Raw genomic sequence first — 19,600 nt, 5'->3', positions numbered from 1 at the left:
TCGATTTGATGGGAAATGTGATCTCCCTTTCCGACACGATCGTGCCGGACGAGTTGATTTAGCTTGGCGGCTTGCGCATCGGCCAAGGCCGGATACATCATTTCCCATCAGAATCGCGGATCGCGGGGCGTTGGGCGCAATCAGCCGCCAGCCGGCACTGCGTCATCCCTGATGCATTGAGGAGATGAGACGGTGCGTTCCACCCTGACCGACATAGCCCGGGAAGCCGGCGTCTCCGCCGCCACCGTCGACCGCGTGCTCAACAATCGCCCCGGCGTGCGGGCGCGCACACGCGAGATCGTGCTCGAAATGGCACAGCGGCTCGGCTACATCGCCGAAGGCCCGAACGGGGCGCCGCCCAGGCCGGTGCCCGGCGAGGTCATCCGGCTCGACTTCGCGCTGCCGGCCGGCACCAATTCCTTCATCAAGATGCTGCACCGCCACATCGAGGCACAAGCCCTGGCGCGCCCCGATCTCGACGTCCATATCGCCACCATAGAGGGCTTCAATCCCGACCGGCTCGCCCGCCTGCTGCAGGATTTGCGCGGCCAGACGCAAGGCGTCGGTGTCATCGCGCTCGACCATCCGACGGTGCGCGAGGCGATCCGCTCGCTATCGGCCAACGACGTCAAGGTGGTGACCATCGCCTCCGACATCCTGCATGTGCCAAGGGTTGCCTATATCGGCATCGACAACCGCGCCGCCGGGCGGCTGGCCGGCTATCTGCTCAACCGTTTCATGGGACCGGGGCGCCCCGGCAAGGTGGCGCTGTTTGCAGGCTCGCTGTCCTATCGTGGCCACGAGGAACGCGAGATGGGCTTCCGGCACATACTGACCGAGGAATCGCCCAATCTGGAGATCGTCGAGATGCGCGAAATGCTCGACGACCGCGAAAAGGCCTATTCGGAGGCGTCAGCCCTTCTGGAACGCCACCCCGACCTTGCCGCGATCTACAATGTCGGCGCCGGCAACACCGGCATAGCGCGTGCGCTGAAGGAACGCGGCTGTGCGCAATCCATGGTTTTCCTCGGCCACGAGGCGACGGACGGCACCAAGGAACTGCTGCTCGACGGCACGCTCGACGCCGTCATCGACCAGAACCCGCGCGTCGAAGCCCGCGAGGCGCTCAACATCCTAACCCACGCCGTCCGGGGCCTCCCCTATGAATTGCACCAGCCGAGGCTGCAGGTGATCTTCAAGGAGAACATCCCGGAGATTTGAGGCGCGCGCAGCACTTGGCTCGGCACGCACAAAACAAGGATTTAGGCGGTGTCGGTTAGATCATTTGGAGTAATGACAGGCCTGATCGGCCGGTAGGTTGGCGCGTCCTAGAGGCAGGCGGCAGCCGGATGCAGCGCTCACCCTATCAGCGCGTGCTCATTTCCTGACCTTGCGGACAATCGCCCCGCCATCACCGCCCACATCGATCGCTATCCGATCACCGGAAACAATCTCCGAAATCCCGCAAACCACCAGCGGCATGCTGATCGCGTAGAGGAACTCGGCGACGATGGCGCCAACGGCAAGGATCGGGTCCGGCCGTTCCAGAAGAATGCCGGCCGGCGCCGTGCCCCTGCGGATTGCCTCGGCCAAGACAGAGGAAGAAGACGAGGACCCTCGCCCGCTCGGCATGACCAGTATCTTGCCGGAGACATTCTGGCCAAGGCCTGGGTGCGAATGATCCGTTATATCGCCGGTCTCGGCGTCTATGCCGCCCCAGAAGCTGAGCGGTTGCGAGAACACCAACGCCTCGCCCTCGGCGGCACCCGCCAGTTGGAATGTGCCGGCTCTTTCAACGACCTTCACTTCAATCGACCGCGTCATGAGGCGCTCCGCACGACGTGCCCTGCGGCGGCGGAGCGGATGCAATCCTTCATTTCGGCGAAGGCGACGGTCACGCCGATATTGCCCGGCGCATAATGCGCCCATTTGCCGGAATTGGTCATCACCACGCCGTCGAGACGCTCGAGAATCGAGGTGACATAGGTGCAGGTGTCAGCGACCGGGACCAGGCCGAACGCCTCCATGCCAGCCAATGCCCCCTCCTCCTGCAATCGTGTCAGCGTCGCGCGGCCGGTGTTGACATAGATCGGGATGCCCCTGCCCGGCGCCACCGCACGCAGCAGCGGCAACAGGCGCATCCATTCCTGGTGGGAAAAGTGCGGCGTGCCCAGTGACACGGCTGAAAGCAGCGCGCCGTCGGGCACTCCAGACAGTCTGGCCAGCGCATGGTCGATATCGGCGCGGCTGATGCGGATCGTCTCTTCCGGCGCATGGCCATGGAACGCCTCGTCGAGCGTCCGCGCTTCCGGCGTGACCGCGACCGCATGGAACAGCGCCACCGCGCCGGTCGTTGCCGCCGCCGCGCCCAGCGCCTTCAACTGGTCCTCGTCGCGCGGTTGCGGCAGACCGACGATCACAGGAATGCGGTCCCCACTGGCTTGCCCGATGATCAGCCCGACGCCGACGAACAGGCTGTCGCTCGGCTCCCCGTCGGCAACATCCAGCTCGAACAGGATGCGGCCGCGCCGGTTCTCGCTGAGATGCAGGCCCCAGCCCGGTGCGCGACCCGTCATGGCACAGCACAGGTCGATGAAATCGCCATAGCGGTTGGTGCGAGCGCCGATCACCGAATTGGCGAAAACGATGGCATTGGACTCGCCCCAGGCGATCTGCTGGCCGAATTCAGGCCGGAACCGCGTCTGGTAGGGGGCACAGGTGAATGTGGCCTGGCAGCCAAGTTCCAGATGCGCCTTCATCAACCGCCGCGCCGGCATTTCTTCAGCCGCCGGCATCTTGACCATGCCGGGATGGATAAGGTCGAACGAGCCGACATTGAGCGTCGTCGGCACTCGGACACGTCCGCTTCCCTCGACCAGCCGCTCGACGAAATCGAGCCCTGCCTTGCCGTGATAGAGACAGCCATCGATATGAGCGCCTGAGATGTCGAGCAGGCTGCCGGCCCCAACCGCGTTCGAGAAGGCGACGAGGATTTTCATGGCGGCGGCCGCGGCTGGGCCTTGCTCGCCATCGAGCATGGATTGGTCGCGGGCCGTCAGGTCAAACGTCATCAAGGTGCTCCGGGCTTAACTTGGGCCCGGCTATGCGTTCCTCATTGTCAGCGGTCTGGCAAGAGCCGAAACGACGATCAGCCCGCCGCCGCAATCAGCACTGTGCTCTCCGGCGACCAGCGCAGCACCACATCCTGACCTTCCACCAGCCTGTCGGCGCCAGTATTTTGGACGATGACTTTCAACGTCTGGCCGGCGCAGCCGCGAGGCCGAGCGAGCGCCCGGCTTCGATCAGCGAGTCGTCGATAGCCCGTCACCTCGAGGCCGAGGCGGAGTGAAGCCGGCAGCAGCGTCAGATAGAGATTCTGCGAGAAGAAGGCGGCGTAATTGCCCAGCGTGAACGCCCACGGCTTTCCCGTCAGCGGCAGGTCGGTCATGACGGAGAAAAAAGACCGTGGCCGAGAGCGGCAGAAAGACCGAAGGCAATCGCTTTGCAGAAGAACGAAAGCCCGCTCCGGGAACCGGGGCGGGCCTTCGAGGAGGATGAAGGGGTGGGACCCTCTCCTCTTGTTTCCACGGGGGGTGTGGACCGCAATCACCATACAGCCGTCCTGCGGGGCGCATGATCACAAGCCGGCCTGCTTCCATCACATTCCAGTGCACGCCGGCGCGGGTTCGCTCAGGGACCGCGACGCCGGCGACACAAGAGGAGCCGGCTAGATGCGTCCCAGGACGACAAGGATGATGACGATGATCAACACAAGTCCGAGACCGCCACCGCCATAGTAACCGGTTCCGTAGAACGGGCCACCGCCCAGACCGCTGAAGCCGCCGAGCAGCGCGAGGATTAGAATAATGATAAGTATCGTTCCGAGACCCATGGCCTTCCCTGCTCCTGAATGCGCGCTTTCGCGCTGGTTCAACATCGCGCCATTTCGGATGTCGCAAGGTATGAACGTTTTAGAGGGGCTGGCGTTCCGCTGGACTATTGCGGCTACGGAACACACAGCCCGCAACGCAGAAAGCCCGCCTGGACGGCGGGCTTTCCAACCGGCCGGAGGCCAGGAGAGTGCGGTCAGGCCTACGGCTGGTTCCGCAACCTCCCTCAGCCTCAGCGGCGTGCGATCAGCAGGCAGAGCTGCCGCAAGTCGCGGTCATAGGTCCCTTCGCTGCTCAGGACATCGACGCAGCGCTTCTTCATGCGCGTCACCTGCGAGCTTGACATCTGGGCCACGACACCAGGAACGTTGGGGTGATTGGGATTGGATGGGTTGTTCGGGTTGGACGGATTGCTGGGATTGGTGCCGTTGCCGATGCCCGCGCCGACACCAATGCCACCGGCGCCGCCAACACTGGCGCCAAGCCCCGCATTGATGCCACCCGTTCCGCCAACATTGGCACCGAGCCCGGCGTTGATGCCGCCCGAACCACCGATATTGGCGCCGGCTCCTGCATTGACGCCATTGCTGCCGCCGACCGACGCGCCGAGCCCGGCGCTGACGCCCCTCGAGCCGCCGACATTGGCGCCGGCTCCGGCATTGACGCCACCGCTGCCGCCGACCGAGGCACCGACGCCGGCATTGATGCCGCCACCGCCGCCGACCGAGGCGCCGACACCGGCATTGACACCGCCGCTACCGCCAACCGAGGCGCCGACACCGACGCCAAGACCTGCTGCGTTTGCTGGCACGGACAGAACCAAGACTATTGCACTACCCGCCAACACACTGGCGACTGTCTTGATGGTAAAGGCCATAACACTCTCCTGTTGTCGTTGCGCTAGGCAGTCGGCATGCAGCCGATTGCGATGGCAACTACGTCGAAGAGAGTTTTGAGTTTCAATTCACGCTATACATGTGAGCGGCATGGTATTAACTGTCGAAACAAGAAAGCGGTAATGATAATAAAAATATAATATACTTGTAGAAAATATCTAATGGCAGACGTTTGCAATGTCTATATTTTGAGAAGTTTACGAGAAAAAACGATTTAGAGCCAGCTGTTGGAGAGCCGATGATTTGGTGCCAGGCTGCTTGCTACCGAACAGCCAGGATACAGCACCTCACCTGCGGAGCAGTTCCGGACCACTAGCCGCTAAGGAGCCCTGTTGGCCAACTCTGGATCAAACAGGACCGGCCACTCTCGCGTGACAGTCTGGCCTTCAGAATATCCGGTAAAACAGCCTATAGCGCACGCGCTCCATATAAGAGCGGTACTCCGGTTCCGCGGCAAGCAAGGCCTCCTCGCGCAGAATGCGGTACACCTGCAGATAGGTGATAACCGCATAGACGGCGAGATTGTAGAAGGAAAAGGCCGACAGCAGGTAAAGGACATGGCCGGTAAGGTAACCGGCATAGATCGGATGCCGCACCAGGCGGTAGGCGCCGCCGGTCATCACGCCGCGATTGGCGGGCAGGATGGCAAAGGAACGACCCAGCGACAGCTTTCCCCAGATGACGAACCACAGTGCCAGGAACTGCAGCGGCGCGGCGACATAGATGGGGATGATGGGGATGCCCGGTTCCATGGTGATCAAGGCGACACCAAAACTGGCGGTCACCGAAGCGACTACCGCAAGCGGGCTCCAGTCACGCGTCACCGGCCGCCGCGATAGCAGCAGCCAGGTAAAGGTGAGCGTCTCGGAGACCGCCACGAGCGCGATATTGAACCGGGTGGGATCCTGCACGAAGTGATACACGCCCCGGTACACAAACAGCGCGGCGCATGCGAGCGCACAAATGCGAAAGAAGCCTTCGCGCAAGTCGGCCAGGATCTCGCGCTTGCGCGCTTCGGATATCATCCCGCCCTGGTTGACGCGCGGAAGCGTTTCGCTTTTTGGTGCAAGCAAGGCAAGAACCCCGATCATCCCTCGGAGGGACCTTTGCACGCAACCATTGCTGTGCGGTTAACCGAGAAGATCATATCGGCATCAGAAACGGCGACGGCGCCGCCGAAAGAGACACAAGGCACGGCCGTGCAGATTGTCTCCGCTTCGAGGATCGCCAGGAATGGGTTTCGCCCGAGTTGATCCTCTCCTTAAGGGATTGGCCAGCTACCCCAGAAATGCGTTGCTGAAATACCTGGCGAAATCCGGGCTCTGCGGCAGAACCTTACCGTCGGCGTCGCGCAGAATGCCGGCGGCGAAGAGGTAGTTGCCGATCGCTTCCATCTTGGCAGGGTCCAACGTCCCGATGGCACCATTTTGCCCGCGTAGATAATTGCCCTCGAGCAGTGCCTTCAGCGAGGCGTGGACCAAGGCCGGATTCGTCAGGGCATCCTTGTTGGCGGCTATCAGCAGCGTGGCGGCCTCCCCTGGATGATCGACGGCGAATTGGTAACCGCGCCGCGTTGCCTGGATGAAGGATGACGACAATTCGGGGTTCGCCTGGAGATACGCTTCGCTCGAAGAGATAAGCGTGGTGTGCTCATCGGGGACGCCATGGTCGGCATAGACGAAACTGCGCTGCTTAACGCCCCTGAGTTCGGCTTCGACGCCCTCCCAGGTCGACACTTCCAGCGTGAAGTCGACCGAACCGTTGGCCAGCGCCTCGTAGGCGGAAGTGCCCAGCGTCACCGTCTCGAAATCGCCCTTGCCGCCGTCGTGACGGATGATGGTCGAGATCAGCGCGGTCTCCCAGGCGCTGCCGAAACCGCCATAGGTCAGGCCATCCAGATCTTTCGGGCTTTTGATTTCGCTGCGCGCGGCATTGAACACCAGCCGGCCTGTCTCGGACTGCACGACGGCATAGACGCCCTTCAGATCGGCTCCCGCGGTCTTCTGGGTGAACAGGCTGATGGTGCCGTTGATCCCGAAATCGGCGACATGGTTGGCGACAAGCGTGCCGGCACCGGTATCGCTGTACGGCAGGATGTCGACCTCGATGCCGGCTTCCCGATAAAATCCCTTATCGCGGGCGACGAACAGGCCGATGTGGTTGGTGTTGACCGTCCAGTCGAGGGCGACTGTGACCGTCCGCGTTGCCGCGAAGGAACGGCTCGATCCGGTGATCAGCGGTACGCTGCCGGCAAGGGTGAGCAGCAGGGCTTGCCTGCGCGTCAAGTCAATCATGGTCATGTCCTTTGGATGGCTGGAGGTTGAGCAAAATGTCGAGAATCTCGGCCTCGAGTGCCCCGGCCTGCCGCGTGGCCGCGCTGGCGGAATCGCGCGGGCGCGGCAGCGGCACCTTGATCTCGCGCACGACCCGGGCAGGCCGCGCGGACAGCACATAGATGCGGTCGGACAGGAACAGGGCTTCGCGCACGTCATGAGTGATCAGCAACGCCGTCCAGTGGTGGTGCCGCCACATCTGTTCGAGCCAGCGCTGCAGGGCCGCACGGGTTAGTGCGTCGAGCGCGCCGAACGGCTCGTCGAGCAGCAACATATCGCGTTCCTGCACCACGGTACGTAAAAGCGCCGTGCGCTGGCGCATGCCGCCCGAGAGCTGCGCTGGAAAGTGCCACTCGAAGCCGGCAAGGCCGAACTCGGCAATCAGCGGAGCCACACGCTTCCGTGCCGCCTTGCGGCTGACGCCTTGCACCTCGAGTCCGAGCGTGGTGTTGTCGAGGATGCGCCGCCACGGCATCAGCGCGTCGCGCTGCGGCATGAAGGCGAAATGCCTGCCGTGATCGTCGAGCGGCACGCCGTCGAAGAACATCTCACCCTCGCCATGCTCGGCGCCGGTCAGAAGCTGGAACAGCGTCGACTTGCCGGCTCCCGAAGGTCCAAGGATCGAGACGAATTCGCCGGCATCGACACGAAGCGAAATGTCGGCGAGCACATCGAGCCCGCCAAACGCCTTGCGAACATGCCGCAATTCGAGCCGGCTCATGCTTCTGGACCTTTTCCAGCGCCTTGCCTGCCAGGGGCTCGTTCCCAGGGCATGGCAAGACGCTGCAGCAGCATCGTCAGCCCGAACAGGACAAGGGTGAGCGCTGCGCTGACGCAGACGGCGGCGAGCACCAGGTCGGGACGGAAATTGTTCTTGGCGTTGAGCATGTAGATGCCCAGCCCTTTGGCCGCGCCTGCATATTCGGCGAAAATGGCGCCGACGACGGCATAGGTGATGGATATCCTGAGGCCAGCGAAGAAATAAGGCAGCGCCGAAGGCAATCGTGCCAGCATGAAGACACGCCAACGCCCTGCTCCCATGGCACGCAGCATCTGACCGATCTCCACCTCGGTAGCCTCGTAGCCCTGTACCAGCGCGACCAGCATCGGGAAGAAGGTGACCAGCGCCACCAGCACGATCTTGGGCGCCAGCCCGAAGCCGAACCACAGCACCACCAATGGCGCGATGGCGACCAGCGGCAAAGTCTGGCTGACTATGAAGATGGGAAACAGCGCTCGCCGCAAAGGCTGGAAGAAGTCGACCAGCATCGACAGGGCGAAGGCGGCACTGAGCGAACAGGCAAAACCGATCAGCGTGGCGCGGACCGTGGGAATGGCGTTGTCGACCAAGGCTTCCCGATTGAGCATCGCCTGTTCGAAGACGCGCGAGGGCGCCGGCAGAACCGTCGGCTTGATGCCGGAAATGTTTGCGTACAGTTCCCAGGCCACGAGCACCAAACCGATCGATATCACGGCCGGCGCTGTTTTTGCGAAGAAGCCCGCGACGTTACGCGGGTTGAATGACGATGAGACCACGAGCGGTTCAGACGGCGGTGGGACTGTTGGCCGAGACCGTGACATCGAGGGTTACATGGCCGGCGCCGGGCCCGAAGCGGTAGAAGGCTTCATCGAGGGCCGAGAAGATCGCGCCGGCATCGCCGCGCAGCTTGGTGCAGAAATTCTTGGAGCGATCGTAGACGCCGGACTGCTTCAGGAAATCTATGCAGCCATAGATTTCGTCCATGTGGTCGTCAGTGCCCATCACATAGAGCGAGAACTGCGCCGCCGCCGGCTGGCCAGTGGCCGGCGCGCCGCGCACTGCGGTGATGGCGGCTTGCTTGCGCGGGCCGAGTGGCCCGGCAGGTCCGCCGAACGTGTCGGAGCGGCAGATCGGGTCATCCGGCTCGCCTGGGCAGCCACGCGAAATGGTGGCTGACAGCACGCAATGCCTGCCGCTGCGAGACGCGGCCACGAAAAGGTCGCGCAGCGCAGGGAATAACACCTCGGGGGGCCCGACCAGCAAGGTCGAAATGTCGTCGGTCTCGATCCTGAGCTTATCGCGGTACGGATCGAGCGCGCCGAGCGCGCCCAGAATGATGCCGACGAAATCGTCGGCCATTGGATATAGGGAAACCTGTGCGCCTGAAAACATCGCCCGCCTCGCTCCGCTGGTATTACCCAGATCAGCTTCTAGGGTCTGTGGGCTTGCCGCCCCCGTCTCAGCCCCGACCGTACGGAGCACCCCTGTGGATAGGCGCGTTAAAGCATCATTCGGACGGTTGGGAAAGCTGTTTTTTTTGGCAAGCCGCGCTAAAGCATTGCCCGAGCTCCAGGGCAATTGGACATCGCCGGCGCGGAAATTTGTCTGGAACCTTCGCCATTCCGAGGGGTTGTCCCACCAGTCGCTGGACGCGATTCCAGGACCAATTTTCCGTTCGGGATTGTGTCAAAACAAGAGATTGAGCGGTTCATGATTTCCGCGAAACCGTGCACCGTTCCCGGCGACGAGTTCACAGAAAATGGAGACAAATCATGTTCATGAAAATCCTCGCGGCTTCGGCCTTCACCATTGCCGTTGCAACATCCGCCATGGCACAAAGCAATAGCGCAGCGGGCGCGGATGGGCCCGGCGGTAGCGGCAAGTCCGTCACTGTGGACCCAAGCACCCCGGCTTCACCCAGTACGATCGATCCGGGCGCGACCAACAGCACGACCACCACGCCGGGCGACATGAATTCCAATGCGGACAAGAATTGCCCGACCAACCCGCAGGGTGCACAGACGGACGCCAATGGCAACGCCACCGCGCCGACCGTGAACGACAACAACTGCGGAAAGTAGTTTGCCATCGCGATATGAGAACCGCGGACGCAGTTTCCGCGGTTCCCATTATTGGGATTCAGTGTCCGCGACTACCCGCTTGCGGCTCTGGTGCCGCTTCACTGCCCACCCGGCCAAAGACCCTTAATTCAGCGTACGGTTTGCCGGCCCGGGGGCGTGGGAATGAGGCGTATATTTTCATCAGCCGTTTGAGCAGGCGCCCGTAGATGAGGTGCCGAACCCGGCCATTGGCAAGATCGAACTCCACCATCCCCCACCGCCTTACGGGACCCTTTCCGGTTGGCGGACCCAGTCGCCTGACCTGGAAGGCCAGCCTGACCTTGCGGCCGGCGACATCCAGATAGATACCGGGTTTAGCGCCCAATACGTGCCACATCCGGGCAACGTGCCCGATTGACATGTCGGACGAAATCGCCATGTGGTCCCGCTCAAGTCGAGCCCAGACGAAATCACCGGCTGGCTGCCGCATCCCCGACACCAGATTCTTGCAATAGGCTGGCGCCACCTCACGCACCAACCGGCGCATCGCGCTCGCCACGCCGTCCACCATATCCCGCCGCGATGCCCAGTCTGCTTCGGTGAACAGCACTTGTCCGAGGATGTCGCCGTCGTCGAAATTGGCCGACATCTTATGCAGTGTCACGCCGCCATGGACCGCATGCTGGCCATCCGCGACAAGACGATGGAGAGGATGCGGCCCCCGGTAGTTGGGCAGCAGCGCCGGATGAAAATTAAGCCCGCCCTTGGGAAAGAGGTCGAGCAGCTGCTGCGGGATCAAGGTCGGGAAAGCGAAGCAGATCAGCACATCCGCGGCGATATCAGGCAATTGCCGGGCAAGCTCGTTCCAGTCGTAAGGCCGGCGGAATTCGATCAGCTTTACCGGCGTGTTGCCGAGATGGCGCCTGAGCAAAAGCCGGCGCCTCAGCCTGCGCCGAAAATTGCCAATGCTGAAGCCTCTGGATGGGCGTTGAAAACCAGGCACGATGATCGCACCAACACGGTTTCCCGCCTCGATCCATCCGGAAAGCAGCGGCCCGGTATAAGCAGAAACATCCAGGATGAAAATTGCATTGAGTTGCCCGGCGCAGGCCGCGGGTTCGGAAGAAATCATCTTCTCAAGCCCAGCGGGGCAAGACGTAGCCTGCCCGCACCAGCAATTCGATCACCGTTACAACTCGGCCAGCCAGGCCCGAAAGCCGGCCTGGCCGGTCAGGCTGCCTTGGAAGAAAGCGGTCCCGCCGCAACACTTGAGAGTCTTTCCCGCTTCACCAACACCGGCTTTTCGTAGATCTTCTTCATGCTCATCCCCGATGATCGATCAACCCACACAGTTGGCCAGCAACGCAACGAACTGTCAACCGCCACGGCGGCCAACAGCCCCTATGCGTATGATCCTTGGCAATCGACGGGCGTTTATACCCCACCTACCGCCAAAACGGCTGGTGAACCTTATGAAACCGCCTTTTCACGAACCGGCAGCTTCCAGCCTGGTCTGACGAAATGGCAGGTGTAGCCGTTGGGATATTTCTCGAGATAGTCCTGGTGCTCGGGTTCGGCCTCCCAGAACGCTCCGGCCGGCGCAAGTTCGGTGACGACCTTGCCGGGCCACAGGCCGGAGGCGTCGACATCGGCGATGGTGTCCTCCGCCACACGCTTCTGCTCCTCATCGGTGTAGTAGATTGCGGAGCGATAGCTCATGCCGACATCGTTTCCCTGGCGATTGCGCGTCGTCGGATCATGTATCTGGAAGAAGAATTCCAGAAGCTGGCGAAAGCTGATTCTCGCCGGGTCGAAGGTGATCTCGATGGCTTCGGCATGCGTGCCATGATTGCGATAGGTGGCGTTCGGCACGTCGCCGCCACTGTAGCCGACACGCGTGGCAAGGACTCCCGGGAAGCGCCGGATCAAATCCTGCATGCCCCAGAAGCAGCCGCCGGCAAGCACTGCACGTTCACTCGAAGTCGCCATGTCACGTCTCCTCAAAAGGCAATTCCGGGGAAGTGTAGCGGCTCTCCGTCGGGAATTGCGCGGCAACAAACTTGGATAGCGCCATAAATGGGCATTGTTGCCTGGTTCGTCCAGTCAGACGAGCGGCCGTCCGCTTGTATTATAGGGAATGGGATCGCACGTCGCCGCTCACCCTAGCTGCGCGGATGCCGGGTCCGGCTGCTGGCGGCAGCCGGCAGATATCGCGTGCCGGGCGGAATGACGGCAAAGCTGATCACCACCGGCGGTGCCTCGCGCGACCAGTTGAAAAGAACGGTCTTGACCGGGATATTGTCCACCCATGCCAGCAGCCTTGACGGCACGTGACGACCCGACCAGACCATCAGCATGCCGTGGTCGCGCAACCGCTGCCTCGTAATCCAGGGTGCGAACCGCATATCGAGATCGGTGAAGATAGACGGCTTGTCATAGGCGTTGAGGCCAGCCAGCATGGCAAGATTGGTGTCGCCACCGACGATGTCGAGCCGGCCCGGCGCCGCCGCGTGCCAGATTGCCTCGGCCTCGTCCGAGATCGGCCGCGCCGGCCAGCAGACGGCGTCCATGCGTCCACGCACATTGCAGTCCGTCCATCGGATCGCCCCATAGGCGCCCGACATGGCGACGATGCAGATGAAGGCGCAGATCGCCAACCTTCTCATCTCGACGGCACCGAGCCGGTGACCGAGAAAGGCGAGCGCGACGACGCCGACAAGATTGTACATCGGCGCGCCCCAGGCTTCCCCGGTGCCGGTGAACAACGAGACCACCATGATCAGCGCCGCCGGCCCAAGCCCCATCCAGCAGAGATAGACGAGCGTGTCGCGCTCGACCGGCACTTGCGGGGCTGGTGAGCGCCGCAATAGCCCTGATAGCGCCAACACCAGGAGAAAGCCGGAAAGGCCGGCCATCTGGACGCCGATATAATAGAGCCGCGCTCGATGCTCGCTCACCCATGCATCGCGGCCGGCGAAATAGGTCAACGGCAGGAAATCGATGCGGTAGAGTGCGATGGCAAGCGGCGCGGCGACGGCGAGAAACACAGCCAGGCCAAGCCATGGCCAGGGTGTCGCCAGCCGGCTGCGCGCACGTGGGTCGCACAGCAGCCAGAGGCCGCCGAAGGCAAGCAGCAAGCCGGTGGAGAACTTGGCGTAGAGCCCAACGCCCGACACCAATCCGAGCGCCAGCCACCAGCCCGGCCCGCCGCCGCGGCTGGCGCGCCACAGCAACCAGCAGATCGCCGCCCAGAACGGCATCTGCGCATAGTCGTGATTGAATTGCGGCGTCGGCCAGCCGAAGAAATAGACCGACGGCATCAAAAGCACGGCGGCCAGCGCTTTGTCGCGGCCGAGCGTGTCGCGAGCCAGCAGGCAGACCAGGACGAAAGTGGCCGAGATCGTCAGCTGGGCCAGCAGATATTGCGGCCAGCGGAACGATCCGGTCAGGAGATGACTGGTCTCGAGCAGCCAGCCGGGGAGTTGCGGATGCTTGTAGGTCAAAAGCACCCATTCGCGGCCCCACATGAAGCCTTCCACGACGTCGCCGGGCGGTGCGGGATCGATGAGTGTTGGCACCAGGGTCCAGCACAGGATCTGCACCAGGCACAAAAGTGCCAGCAAACCCCAAGGGTGCCGAAGCAGCGCGGACCAGACCAATGACGAGTCCAGGCCCACGGCAGGCAGTGCTGCCGGCACCCAACGATCCATGGAGTCGTCAATTCCCGCCATGCCGCGCTTAAATCACATCGCCCGGTTTGCCGAATAGCCCCAAGGTCAAAGCTTACAAAAAAGTATACTTGTGCGCCATTGCAATACCAAGATTGAGCGGGAATCTCGGCGTTCTATTGCCCTCCCCGGGCAAAACAGCCCGCACACCTGATCCCACTTCAGCATCCCGGACATTCGATGCGTCACCAGCATGCCGTCATCCATCACCGCGCGCTCGACTTCTGGCTGGCGCGCGCGCTGTCCTCGTCATCATCTGCCTGCAGCTTCTGGTCATCAACGATCTTTCGTTCGGCCCTCGCTGGCTGGCGCCGGCGCTGGAGGCCGCCCTGCTGGTGCCCCTGTCCGTGGCCACCGCCTGGACGCAGGTCGCCACCCAGAAAGCGGTCGAGGAAGAGCACTGGTATCTCGTCGGCCGTTTTCGCGTCATGATCCGCAGGACGGCCCTGGTAATGACCGGCGTCGTCAGCGTCATGAACTGCGGTTCGCTGGTGCTGCTGGTGCGCGTGTTGCTGGCGGGACATGCCGGCAGCAGCGGCCAGACATTGCTCGTCGACGCGCTCAACATCTGGCTCACCAACATCATCGTCTTCGCCTTGTGGTTCTGGAGCACCGATCGCGGCGGGCCGCCGACCTGCGGACTGGTCAAACGCGCCCATGCCGATTTCCTGTTTCCGCAAATGACCCTGGACGATCGCGAGATCCGCGACTGGCTGCCTGGCTTCGTTGATTATTTCTTCCTCGCCTTTACCAATGCGACGGCGTTTTCACCAACCGACACCTTGCCGCTTTCCCAGCGCGCCAAGCTTTTGATGATGGCGGAGGCGATGATCTCGCTGCTCACGATCGCGCTGGTCGCGGCCCGCGCCGTCAACATCCTGGCCTGAGTACGGTTTTCCGACCTTGCGCCGAAGAGGAGCCGGGCCTCGTATCCGTGAAACGGCGAGCTGCCCGGAAACGCGAGAAAGCCCGCCCTGGCGTGAGCCAAGGCGGGCTTTTGGTTCGATCGAGGCCTCAGGTGCCGGTCCCAAAGCAGGGCCGGCCGTCAGTCCTCCGGGGCTGGCCTGAACTTCCGCACGATCACCTCGAACAGAATATCCGAGATCCACATGGCGCAGACGCCGATGAGAAAGGCAGCCGCCAGCGTCGTGGTGTCGTCACTGGCCAGCGGCAGCCCGGTGGCGCGGGCATACTGGACCACCGGCAGCGTCAAATAGGCCGCGGCAAGCGCGCCGCAGATTGGCGACCCGACCATTTCGCGCAGCTTGTAGCGGTGACGCGACAAAGCCCGCAGGACGCCGCCGGCGAGACCGGCGGCAACGACCGGCCCCTTGATGCCAAGCAGGTCGAAGAGATCGTGCATCATTTGACCGTCCTCGTGACGATCGTCATGACTTCCATCCGCACAGTCTTTCGCCCTTGCGGTTGTGCGCCAGCAATGCCTTGACCTCGCCATCCGACAGCGCATCGACCGCTGCCACCGACAGGCGCAGCGGGCTCGACACCGCGCAAAATCCGCCCTTGGCAGTGGTACAGCCTGATATCACGGCCACGACCGAGGCGAGCATCAGTCCCTTGCCCATGATTTGAGCTCCTTTCGGGCGGCGGCGGACGGCAGCGCACCGATATCGTTCTGGACCTGGTCGGCTATGGCGCGCGCCTCGGCCTCGGTGGCAGCCTGTCGCGCGCGCTCCGCGCGTTCGCCGGCCAGCCGCTGGCGAACGCCCCAGCCGAATGCCGCCAGGATAGCGGCGCCCACGCCCAGAATGGTCGGATTGGTGAGCAGGAAAGACATTAGCGCGCTCATCGGTTTGGCTCATCCTTGAGGAGATAGCCGACGGCAAAGATCGCTATCGGCAAAAGCGATGCCCATGTCTCGGCGTCGTACCAGGATGGCCAGAAATTGCGTACGACGACGCCTGCAACGGAGACGGCCGCGGCGGCGATCGTGGCGGCCGTCAGCTTGTTGGTTGGACGGCTGGTCGGCTGGGTAACTGTGGCCATGGTCAGAACATCCCTTCAAGGGCATCGGCGATATGGTGCCAGGCGGCGAGGATGACGAGCACGAAGGCGGCGATGATACCGCCGGTCTTCGCGGCCATCGGCATCCCGGAATTGTCGGGCGCTGGCGACGCCGGCTCGGCCGCCGGCACGGCATCGACGGGCGTTTCAGCCTTTGGCGGAGCTGCTTGCGGCGACGGTTTTGCAGGCCGCGCGGGTACAGCCGCCGGCGCCGACATCAGCAGCGCCTGCGCCCGCACCAACTTGACCCGATCCGACCAGCCGCGCCCGAATGTCGCCCATGTCGGCAAGCGTTGCAGGAACGCCAGCCGCGCATCGCAGAGCCCGTCGATCACGGCGCCGGCCGGTTTTGCCCTGGCCGCGGCGAGCGTGGCCGGCCCGATGCGCCCGTCCTGGGCAGCTCCCACCACCGCTTGCAGATACTTCGCTGCCCTGCCGGGTCCGCTGTTCACCGCGAAATCGAACACGGCGCAGTCGACGCCATCTGGCAACTCGGCCCCCAGCACGGCATCCCAATAGAACCGGCGAAAAACCGTTGCCACCTGGTCATCCCCGATCTTGCGCAGATCGGCCTTGCTAGCGCCGGCCTTCACGTAGCGGCGGAAGTTCGCCAGCGTGACACCCTTCATCGTGGCGCCGCCCGGATCGGCCGGATTGTCCGACCAGCCACCTTCGGATCTCAGAACGAGCGCAAGCGCCCGCGCGAAATTGCGGTCCATGGGTATTTCCCTTTCGCGTTGTAATGGTTTTGGTCGACGCAGGAAGTCGGCCATGCCCTCGCCCAGGATCCCAATCCCAACGACAAGCGCACCAGCCCTCGGTAACTGTGCGTTGTCTGGCATGCCGCCTTGCACGCAGGCCGGCACGTGATAGAAAAATTCAATTCCAGGACGAACGGGTTTCGGATGAGAAACTATATTGGCGCCGCGCAACGGCGACGAAGTCCTCCTCCTTCTGCGGAAGAAATCGAACTGATCATCGTGTCACCCAACGGTTGAGTCTTACAGCCCGGCCTGAGGCGGCGGGTGCAGGTAATACAGCCGCTAGCGTCACAGTATTGCCAACTGGCGCGCCGTTCACGGTTGTATTGTGCCACTGCCGCTCAGCGCCAATGATGACCGTATCAATCTCAATTCCGATCCGGTCGCCGCTAGCGATTCCTGAAGCGTTCACAACGTCGATGGTGGTCGCTCCCGAGAGCGACGCAGTACTGAGCGCAGTTTTCAGGAGGAATGTATTTCGATATCCCGGAAAACCATTCCGCTCGATCGTGGCACCGAGAGGCAAATAGCTCTCCATATTGGCGCTGTAGCAAAGCCGGCTAATGTCGGTTTCAAAGTCCCGTTGGCGCTGCATTGGCGCAGCGAAACCTTGTTCGAAATCGATACCTTCGATGATCGCCGCGCCTATCCAGCCAGAAGCCCCGACGAAAAAAGAGGCGACCGATGGATGTATCCAGAGCCAGTTGGTTGAGAACTCATAGACCGCCGCGCCCGTCCGAACGATCGACTGACCGTTGCTACCCTTGGCATAGTATGGGGTATTGCCAGAAAGCACTCCGCCAGAGGCGTCGAAGCATACAACCGTGACGGGGCGCGAGCCATTGAGGAAGCTAAGGAAGGCGGCCTGAGTGGTGTTCGCCTTCTTATAAATATGGCCAACTGCTTGGCCGGAACTCGACACCAAGAGCTGACCGTCGCCGTTGGCACGCGACGTGCGCGCTGTAACACCATTCGTCAGGAAGGGTGACGGTGCAGCATAGCCGCCAGTCGCACTGTCATATAGCACTACGCCAGGCACCGTTATGCGGCCCTCTGCCTGGATGGGAAAGAACTTTGCTCCCTCAAACCGCCGCACGAGGTTCGCGCCACCTGTGGGCCTATTGGAAATGTCACGGAGTGTGACAAAGATGCGTTTTAGATCGGGTGAGACGATGTTTGCATCGTCAATGCCCGATGCCGACAAAAGGTCGATATTGAATGAGGCGAAGCCAGTCGCTGACGGCACGTTGATCAAAGCAGGCGTGTTAGTGAATGCACCGTAGGTTTCGATACGCGCATTCCTGAAAAATACCGTAGTCAGATTGCTTGTGCTCCCTAGGGTAGCAAGTACGAAGATCGCATGGCCGACGCCTGCAGACGCGCCGTCAATTCCCATCTGCGGACCATCGATGAGCACCTCCTCAATGGCGGCAGTCCCTGCCAAGGTCAGCTTGACCGTTCCCCGCCCGATCACTTTCTGATTGGTGCCGATGTACCAGGTTCCGCCGCGAAACTGGCAATTGACAAAATACGACGAGCCAGCGAGATCGCAATGAACATGCGAGCCATTATTGTAGAGTGTAAGAATGTTGAACTCGTTGCTCACCCAATTGGTGTTATTCGCTACGCCGTCGAAATAGAGACCTTCGTCAAACCCGCGCACATGCAGCCAAAGCTTGCTTTCTGCCATACCGCCGAAATGAACCCCCCGCGTGTTCGCGATAATTGATTTATCCGAGGTGTTCTGGACCTCCAGCCAAATCTTCGCACGGCGCAAAATATTGGCCCCGGCCCCACCGACACGGACCGCTGAAAGGCCATCAAAGGCGCCACGTATCAGCGCGCCCTTGCCATTGATCTCGCCTACATCACGCCAGTCGATTGAAGAACCAACCATGTAATATGTCGCGACGGCGGGCAGGACGAGAGCGGCACTGGTGATCCGGCAATAAGAGCCGAGTGCGTTTAACGCAGCCGCGTTGTCAACGAGACCTTCGTAGGCACCGAGCATCGTCGCGCTGGCTACACTCTCCCTTAGCACCCAATACCCTCCACTCCCCGCATCCACGGTCCCATCCGGCATGAAGCGATCGGTGGAGCGGAAATATGCCAGCGCCGGGTAGCCGCCGGCGGTGATTGCCGCCAGCGACATGCGGGCGTAGGTGGCGCCGCCGACGAGGGTTGCCGGCGCGTTGAAGACCGGGGCGTAGAACTGCGTGCGGATGGCTTTGACGCCGGCGGCGATGGCGGCGCCGGCAGCTGCCGCCACGGACACGTAGATCGGCACATTGACGCCCGACACCATGGCAGCGTCGGCGGCATATTGCTGGGCGAGGTCGCGGGCGCGCTCCGCCTCGGCGATGACGCCGGCCAGTTCGTCCCTCACCGCCGCCGTCGCGTCGCCGACAAGATCGTCCGAGCTGAAGAAGGCAAGCGCGATGTCGTCGCGCCCGACGGCCGGCGCCAGCGTCTGGAACGCATAGACGAAACCGGCCGACACCGCGCCTTCCTGCACATGCACCGTCGTGCCCTTCTGCATGGTGCGGCTGGTGCGGGCGTCGGCTGCGCGATACCAGAAACCTTGCGAGGCCGTGTAGATGCCGTTCAGCCTGGCGTCGTTCTGGTCCTTGACCAACACGCGGTCGCCAACCGCGGTCTGGATCCCGTCGATGGGCTTGAGGCCTTCTATCCACGCCACGCCGTCGACGAGTACCGTCTCCAGGTTCGCCGTGGTTGCCAGGCGAACGGGTTCGCGTTGGTGACATAGACGACATCGGCCTCCGTATCCCAGGCGAGCTCGACGGCGGCCGAAGGATGGTCCCAACCGAAATCGAGCGCCCCGAGGCGCGGCCAGTAGCGCGGCAGCCGGAACGGCTCGCAGGCTATCAACGCCTCGGCCACCGGAAAGATGCGGCCGGAACCCAGCACCGGAATGCCCTTGGCGCGGGCATCGCGCTCATGTTCGGGATAGGCGGCGACGATCGCCGCGCGTTCCCCGGGCGAATAATGCGCCGCATCGTCGATGGTCATGAAGGTGACGTGACGGGTCATGGGGAAGCCTTTTGGAAAGCTTGGGTTCCTCGCCCCCACGGAGTGGGGGAGAGGTGGCGCGGCGAAGCCGCGACGGAGAGGGGGATGGCGCAGACCTAG

Annotated in this window: 22 protein-coding genes, 3 pseudogenes and 1 riboswitch; of the genes and pseudogenes, 3 read left to right on the top strand and 22 right to left on the bottom strand. The window is 62.5% G+C overall.

The genetic code is table 11. The features are described 5' to 3' along the window. Nucleotides 1-192: 192 nt before the first annotated feature. Nucleotides 193-1,221 carry a LacI family DNA-binding transcriptional regulator gene (locus FJ527_RS23455; RefSeq protein WP_140824135.1) on the top strand — a complete coding sequence of 343 codons (1,029 nt, stop codon included), beginning with the start codon at nucleotides 193-195 and terminating at the stop codon, nucleotides 1,219-1,221. 156 nt (nucleotides 1,222-1,377) lie between these two features. Here the strand turns inward: FJ527_RS23455 and FJ527_RS23450 are convergent, their stop codons facing one another. The 11 genes and pseudogenes from FJ527_RS23450 to FJ527_RS23400 all read right to left on the bottom strand — a co-directional run bounded on the left by FJ527_RS23450 (nucleotide 1,378) and on the right by FJ527_RS23400 (nucleotide 9,271). After that, nucleotides 1,378-1,824: a DUF126 domain-containing protein gene (locus FJ527_RS23450; protein ID WP_140824134.1), complete on the bottom strand. Its 447-nt coding sequence runs from the start codon at nucleotides 1,822-1,824 to the stop codon at nucleotides 1,378-1,380. Next, the gene (locus tag FJ527_RS23445; RefSeq protein ID WP_140824133.1) at nucleotides 1,821-3,071 is read right to left on the bottom strand and encodes an aconitase X; all 1,251 of its coding nucleotides are present in this window, start codon (nucleotides 3,069-3,071) and stop codon (nucleotides 1,821-1,823) included. The genes FJ527_RS23450 and FJ527_RS23445 overlap by 4 nt, the downstream gene beginning before the upstream one ends. A gap of 77 nt (nucleotides 3,072-3,148) precedes the next feature. Beyond that, nucleotides 3,149-3,265, bottom strand: a pseudogene (locus FJ527_RS29945) (spermidine/putrescine ABC transporter ATP-binding protein); the annotation flags it as partial. Nucleotides 3,266-3,322: 57 nt separating this feature from the next. Next, nucleotides 3,323-3,491: pseudogene (locus tag FJ527_RS29940) on the bottom strand (ABC transporter permease); the annotation flags it as partial. 236 nt (nucleotides 3,492-3,727) lie between these two features. Further along, nucleotides 3,728-3,892: a DUF3309 family protein gene (locus FJ527_RS23430; protein WP_023769518.1), complete on the bottom strand. Its 165-nt coding sequence runs from the start codon at nucleotides 3,890-3,892 to the stop codon at nucleotides 3,728-3,730. A gap of 230 nt (nucleotides 3,893-4,122) precedes the next feature. Then, a complete protein-coding gene (locus FJ527_RS23425; protein WP_015317055.1) occupies nucleotides 4,123-4,767 on the bottom strand; it encodes a hypothetical protein in 645 nt (214 codons plus the stop codon). Nucleotides 4,768-5,172: 405 nt separating this feature from the next. After that, nucleotides 5,173-5,859 carry an isoprenylcysteine carboxylmethyltransferase family protein gene (locus FJ527_RS23420; RefSeq protein WP_224531680.1) on the bottom strand — a complete coding sequence of 229 codons (687 nt, stop codon included), beginning with the start codon at nucleotides 5,857-5,859 and terminating at the stop codon, nucleotides 5,173-5,175. Between the two features lie 204 nt (nucleotides 5,860-6,063). Continuing rightward, entirely contained in the window at nucleotides 6,064-7,080 is a 1,017-nt protein-coding gene (locus FJ527_RS23415) for an ABC transporter substrate-binding protein (RefSeq protein WP_015317053.1), read from the bottom strand. Then, nucleotides 7,073-7,840: an ABC transporter ATP-binding protein gene (locus FJ527_RS23410; protein ID WP_140824132.1), complete on the bottom strand. Its 768-nt coding sequence runs from the start codon at nucleotides 7,838-7,840 to the stop codon at nucleotides 7,073-7,075. Before FJ527_RS23410 ends, FJ527_RS23415 begins: the two co-directional genes overlap by 8 nt. Further along, a complete protein-coding gene (locus FJ527_RS23405) occupies nucleotides 7,837-8,700 on the bottom strand; it encodes an ABC transporter permease (protein ID WP_210241264.1) in 864 nt (287 codons plus the stop codon). The genes FJ527_RS23410 and FJ527_RS23405 overlap by 4 nt, the downstream gene beginning before the upstream one ends. Continuing rightward, nucleotides 8,663-9,271 carry a YkoF family thiamine/hydroxymethylpyrimidine-binding protein gene (locus tag FJ527_RS23400; protein WP_140824131.1) on the bottom strand — a complete coding sequence of 203 codons (609 nt, stop codon included), beginning with the start codon at nucleotides 9,269-9,271 and terminating at the stop codon, nucleotides 8,663-8,665. The genes FJ527_RS23405 and FJ527_RS23400 overlap by 38 nt, the downstream gene beginning before the upstream one ends. Continuing rightward, nucleotides 9,262-9,375: riboswitch (TPP riboswitch) on the bottom strand. (Overlaps the previous gene by 10 nt.) A gap of 276 nt (nucleotides 9,376-9,651) precedes the next feature. Here FJ527_RS23400 and FJ527_RS23395 point away from each other — a divergent pair. Then, nucleotides 9,652-9,960 (top strand): hypothetical protein, encoded by a 309-nt coding sequence (locus tag FJ527_RS23395; protein ID WP_140718388.1) that lies wholly within the window; start codon nucleotides 9,652-9,654, stop codon nucleotides 9,958-9,960. Between the two features lie 58 nt (nucleotides 9,961-10,018). Here FJ527_RS23395 and FJ527_RS23390 read toward each other — a convergent pair whose 3' ends face one another. The 4 genes from FJ527_RS23390 to FJ527_RS23380 all read right to left on the bottom strand — a co-directional run bounded on the left by FJ527_RS23390 (nucleotide 10,019) and on the right by FJ527_RS23380 (nucleotide 13,649). Then, nucleotides 10,019-11,071 (bottom strand): formyltransferase family protein, encoded by a 1,053-nt coding sequence (locus tag FJ527_RS23390; RefSeq protein ID WP_140824130.1) that lies wholly within the window; start codon nucleotides 11,069-11,071, stop codon nucleotides 10,019-10,021. A gap of 98 nt (nucleotides 11,072-11,169) precedes the next feature. Continuing rightward, nucleotides 11,170-11,259 (bottom strand): putative RiPP precursor, encoded by a 90-nt coding sequence (locus FJ527_RS29500; protein WP_210161496.1) that lies wholly within the window; start codon nucleotides 11,257-11,259, stop codon nucleotides 11,170-11,172. A gap of 150 nt (nucleotides 11,260-11,409) precedes the next feature. Beyond that, on the bottom strand, nucleotides 11,410-11,928 hold the full coding sequence (gene msrA / locus FJ527_RS23385) for a peptide-methionine (S)-S-oxide reductase MsrA (RefSeq protein WP_140665813.1): 519 nt from the start codon (nucleotides 11,926-11,928) through the stop codon (nucleotides 11,410-11,412). 173 nt (nucleotides 11,929-12,101) lie between these two features. After that, nucleotides 12,102-13,649, bottom strand: a complete 1,548-nt coding sequence (locus tag FJ527_RS23380) for a glycosyltransferase family 39 protein (protein WP_224587957.1) — start codon at nucleotides 13,647-13,649, stop codon at nucleotides 12,102-12,104. A 198-nt stretch (nucleotides 13,650-13,847) separates the two neighbouring features. Between FJ527_RS23380 and FJ527_RS23375 the strand changes: the two are divergent. Then, nucleotides 13,848-14,554: pseudogene (locus tag FJ527_RS23375) on the top strand (hypothetical protein). A 158-nt stretch (nucleotides 14,555-14,712) separates the two neighbouring features. On the opposite strand, the gene FJ527_RS23370 reads toward FJ527_RS23375, so the two are convergent. From FJ527_RS23370 to FJ527_RS23340, 7 genes are read right to left on the bottom strand one after another with little or no spacing between them, the layout of a single operon-like run. Next, nucleotides 14,713-15,030 (bottom strand): hypothetical protein, encoded by a 318-nt coding sequence (locus FJ527_RS23370; RefSeq protein WP_140824160.1) that lies wholly within the window; start codon nucleotides 15,028-15,030, stop codon nucleotides 14,713-14,715. 25 nt (nucleotides 15,031-15,055) lie between these two features. Beyond that, nucleotides 15,056-15,250, bottom strand: coding sequence for a hypothetical protein (locus tag FJ527_RS23365; RefSeq protein WP_140620656.1), 195 nt, complete (start codon nucleotides 15,248-15,250; stop codon nucleotides 15,056-15,058). Then, a complete protein-coding gene (locus FJ527_RS23360; protein ID WP_023769504.1) occupies nucleotides 15,235-15,474 on the bottom strand; it encodes a hypothetical protein in 240 nt (79 codons plus the stop codon). Before FJ527_RS23360 ends, FJ527_RS23365 begins: the two co-directional genes overlap by 16 nt. Beyond that, nucleotides 15,471-15,671 (bottom strand): hypothetical protein, encoded by a 201-nt coding sequence (locus FJ527_RS23355; protein WP_140824128.1) that lies wholly within the window; start codon nucleotides 15,669-15,671, stop codon nucleotides 15,471-15,473. The genes FJ527_RS23360 and FJ527_RS23355 overlap by 4 nt, the downstream gene beginning before the upstream one ends. 2 nt (nucleotides 15,672-15,673) lie before the next feature. Further along, nucleotides 15,674-16,621: a glycosyl hydrolase 108 family protein gene (locus tag FJ527_RS23350; protein ID WP_348642624.1), complete on the bottom strand. Its 948-nt coding sequence runs from the start codon at nucleotides 16,619-16,621 to the stop codon at nucleotides 15,674-15,676. Between the two features lie 43 nt (nucleotides 16,622-16,664). Next, nucleotides 16,665-19,088: a hypothetical protein gene (locus tag FJ527_RS23345; RefSeq protein WP_210241263.1), complete on the bottom strand. Its 2,424-nt coding sequence runs from the start codon at nucleotides 19,086-19,088 to the stop codon at nucleotides 16,665-16,667. 47 nt (nucleotides 19,089-19,135) lie between these two features. Then, complete coding sequence (locus FJ527_RS23340; RefSeq protein ID WP_348642623.1) at nucleotides 19,136-19,501, bottom strand: terminase family protein; 366 nt, start codon at nucleotides 19,499-19,501, stop codon at nucleotides 19,136-19,138. Nucleotides 19,502-19,600: the final 99 nt, after the last annotated feature.

It is taken from the genome of Mesorhizobium sp. B2-4-18 (assembly GCF_006441385.1).
Taxonomy (GTDB): domain Bacteria; phylum Pseudomonadota; class Alphaproteobacteria; order Rhizobiales; family Rhizobiaceae; genus Mesorhizobium; species Mesorhizobium australicum.
The sequence above is the reverse complement of the archived record's forward strand: the minus strand, read 5'-3'. Positions and strand labels throughout refer to the sequence as shown.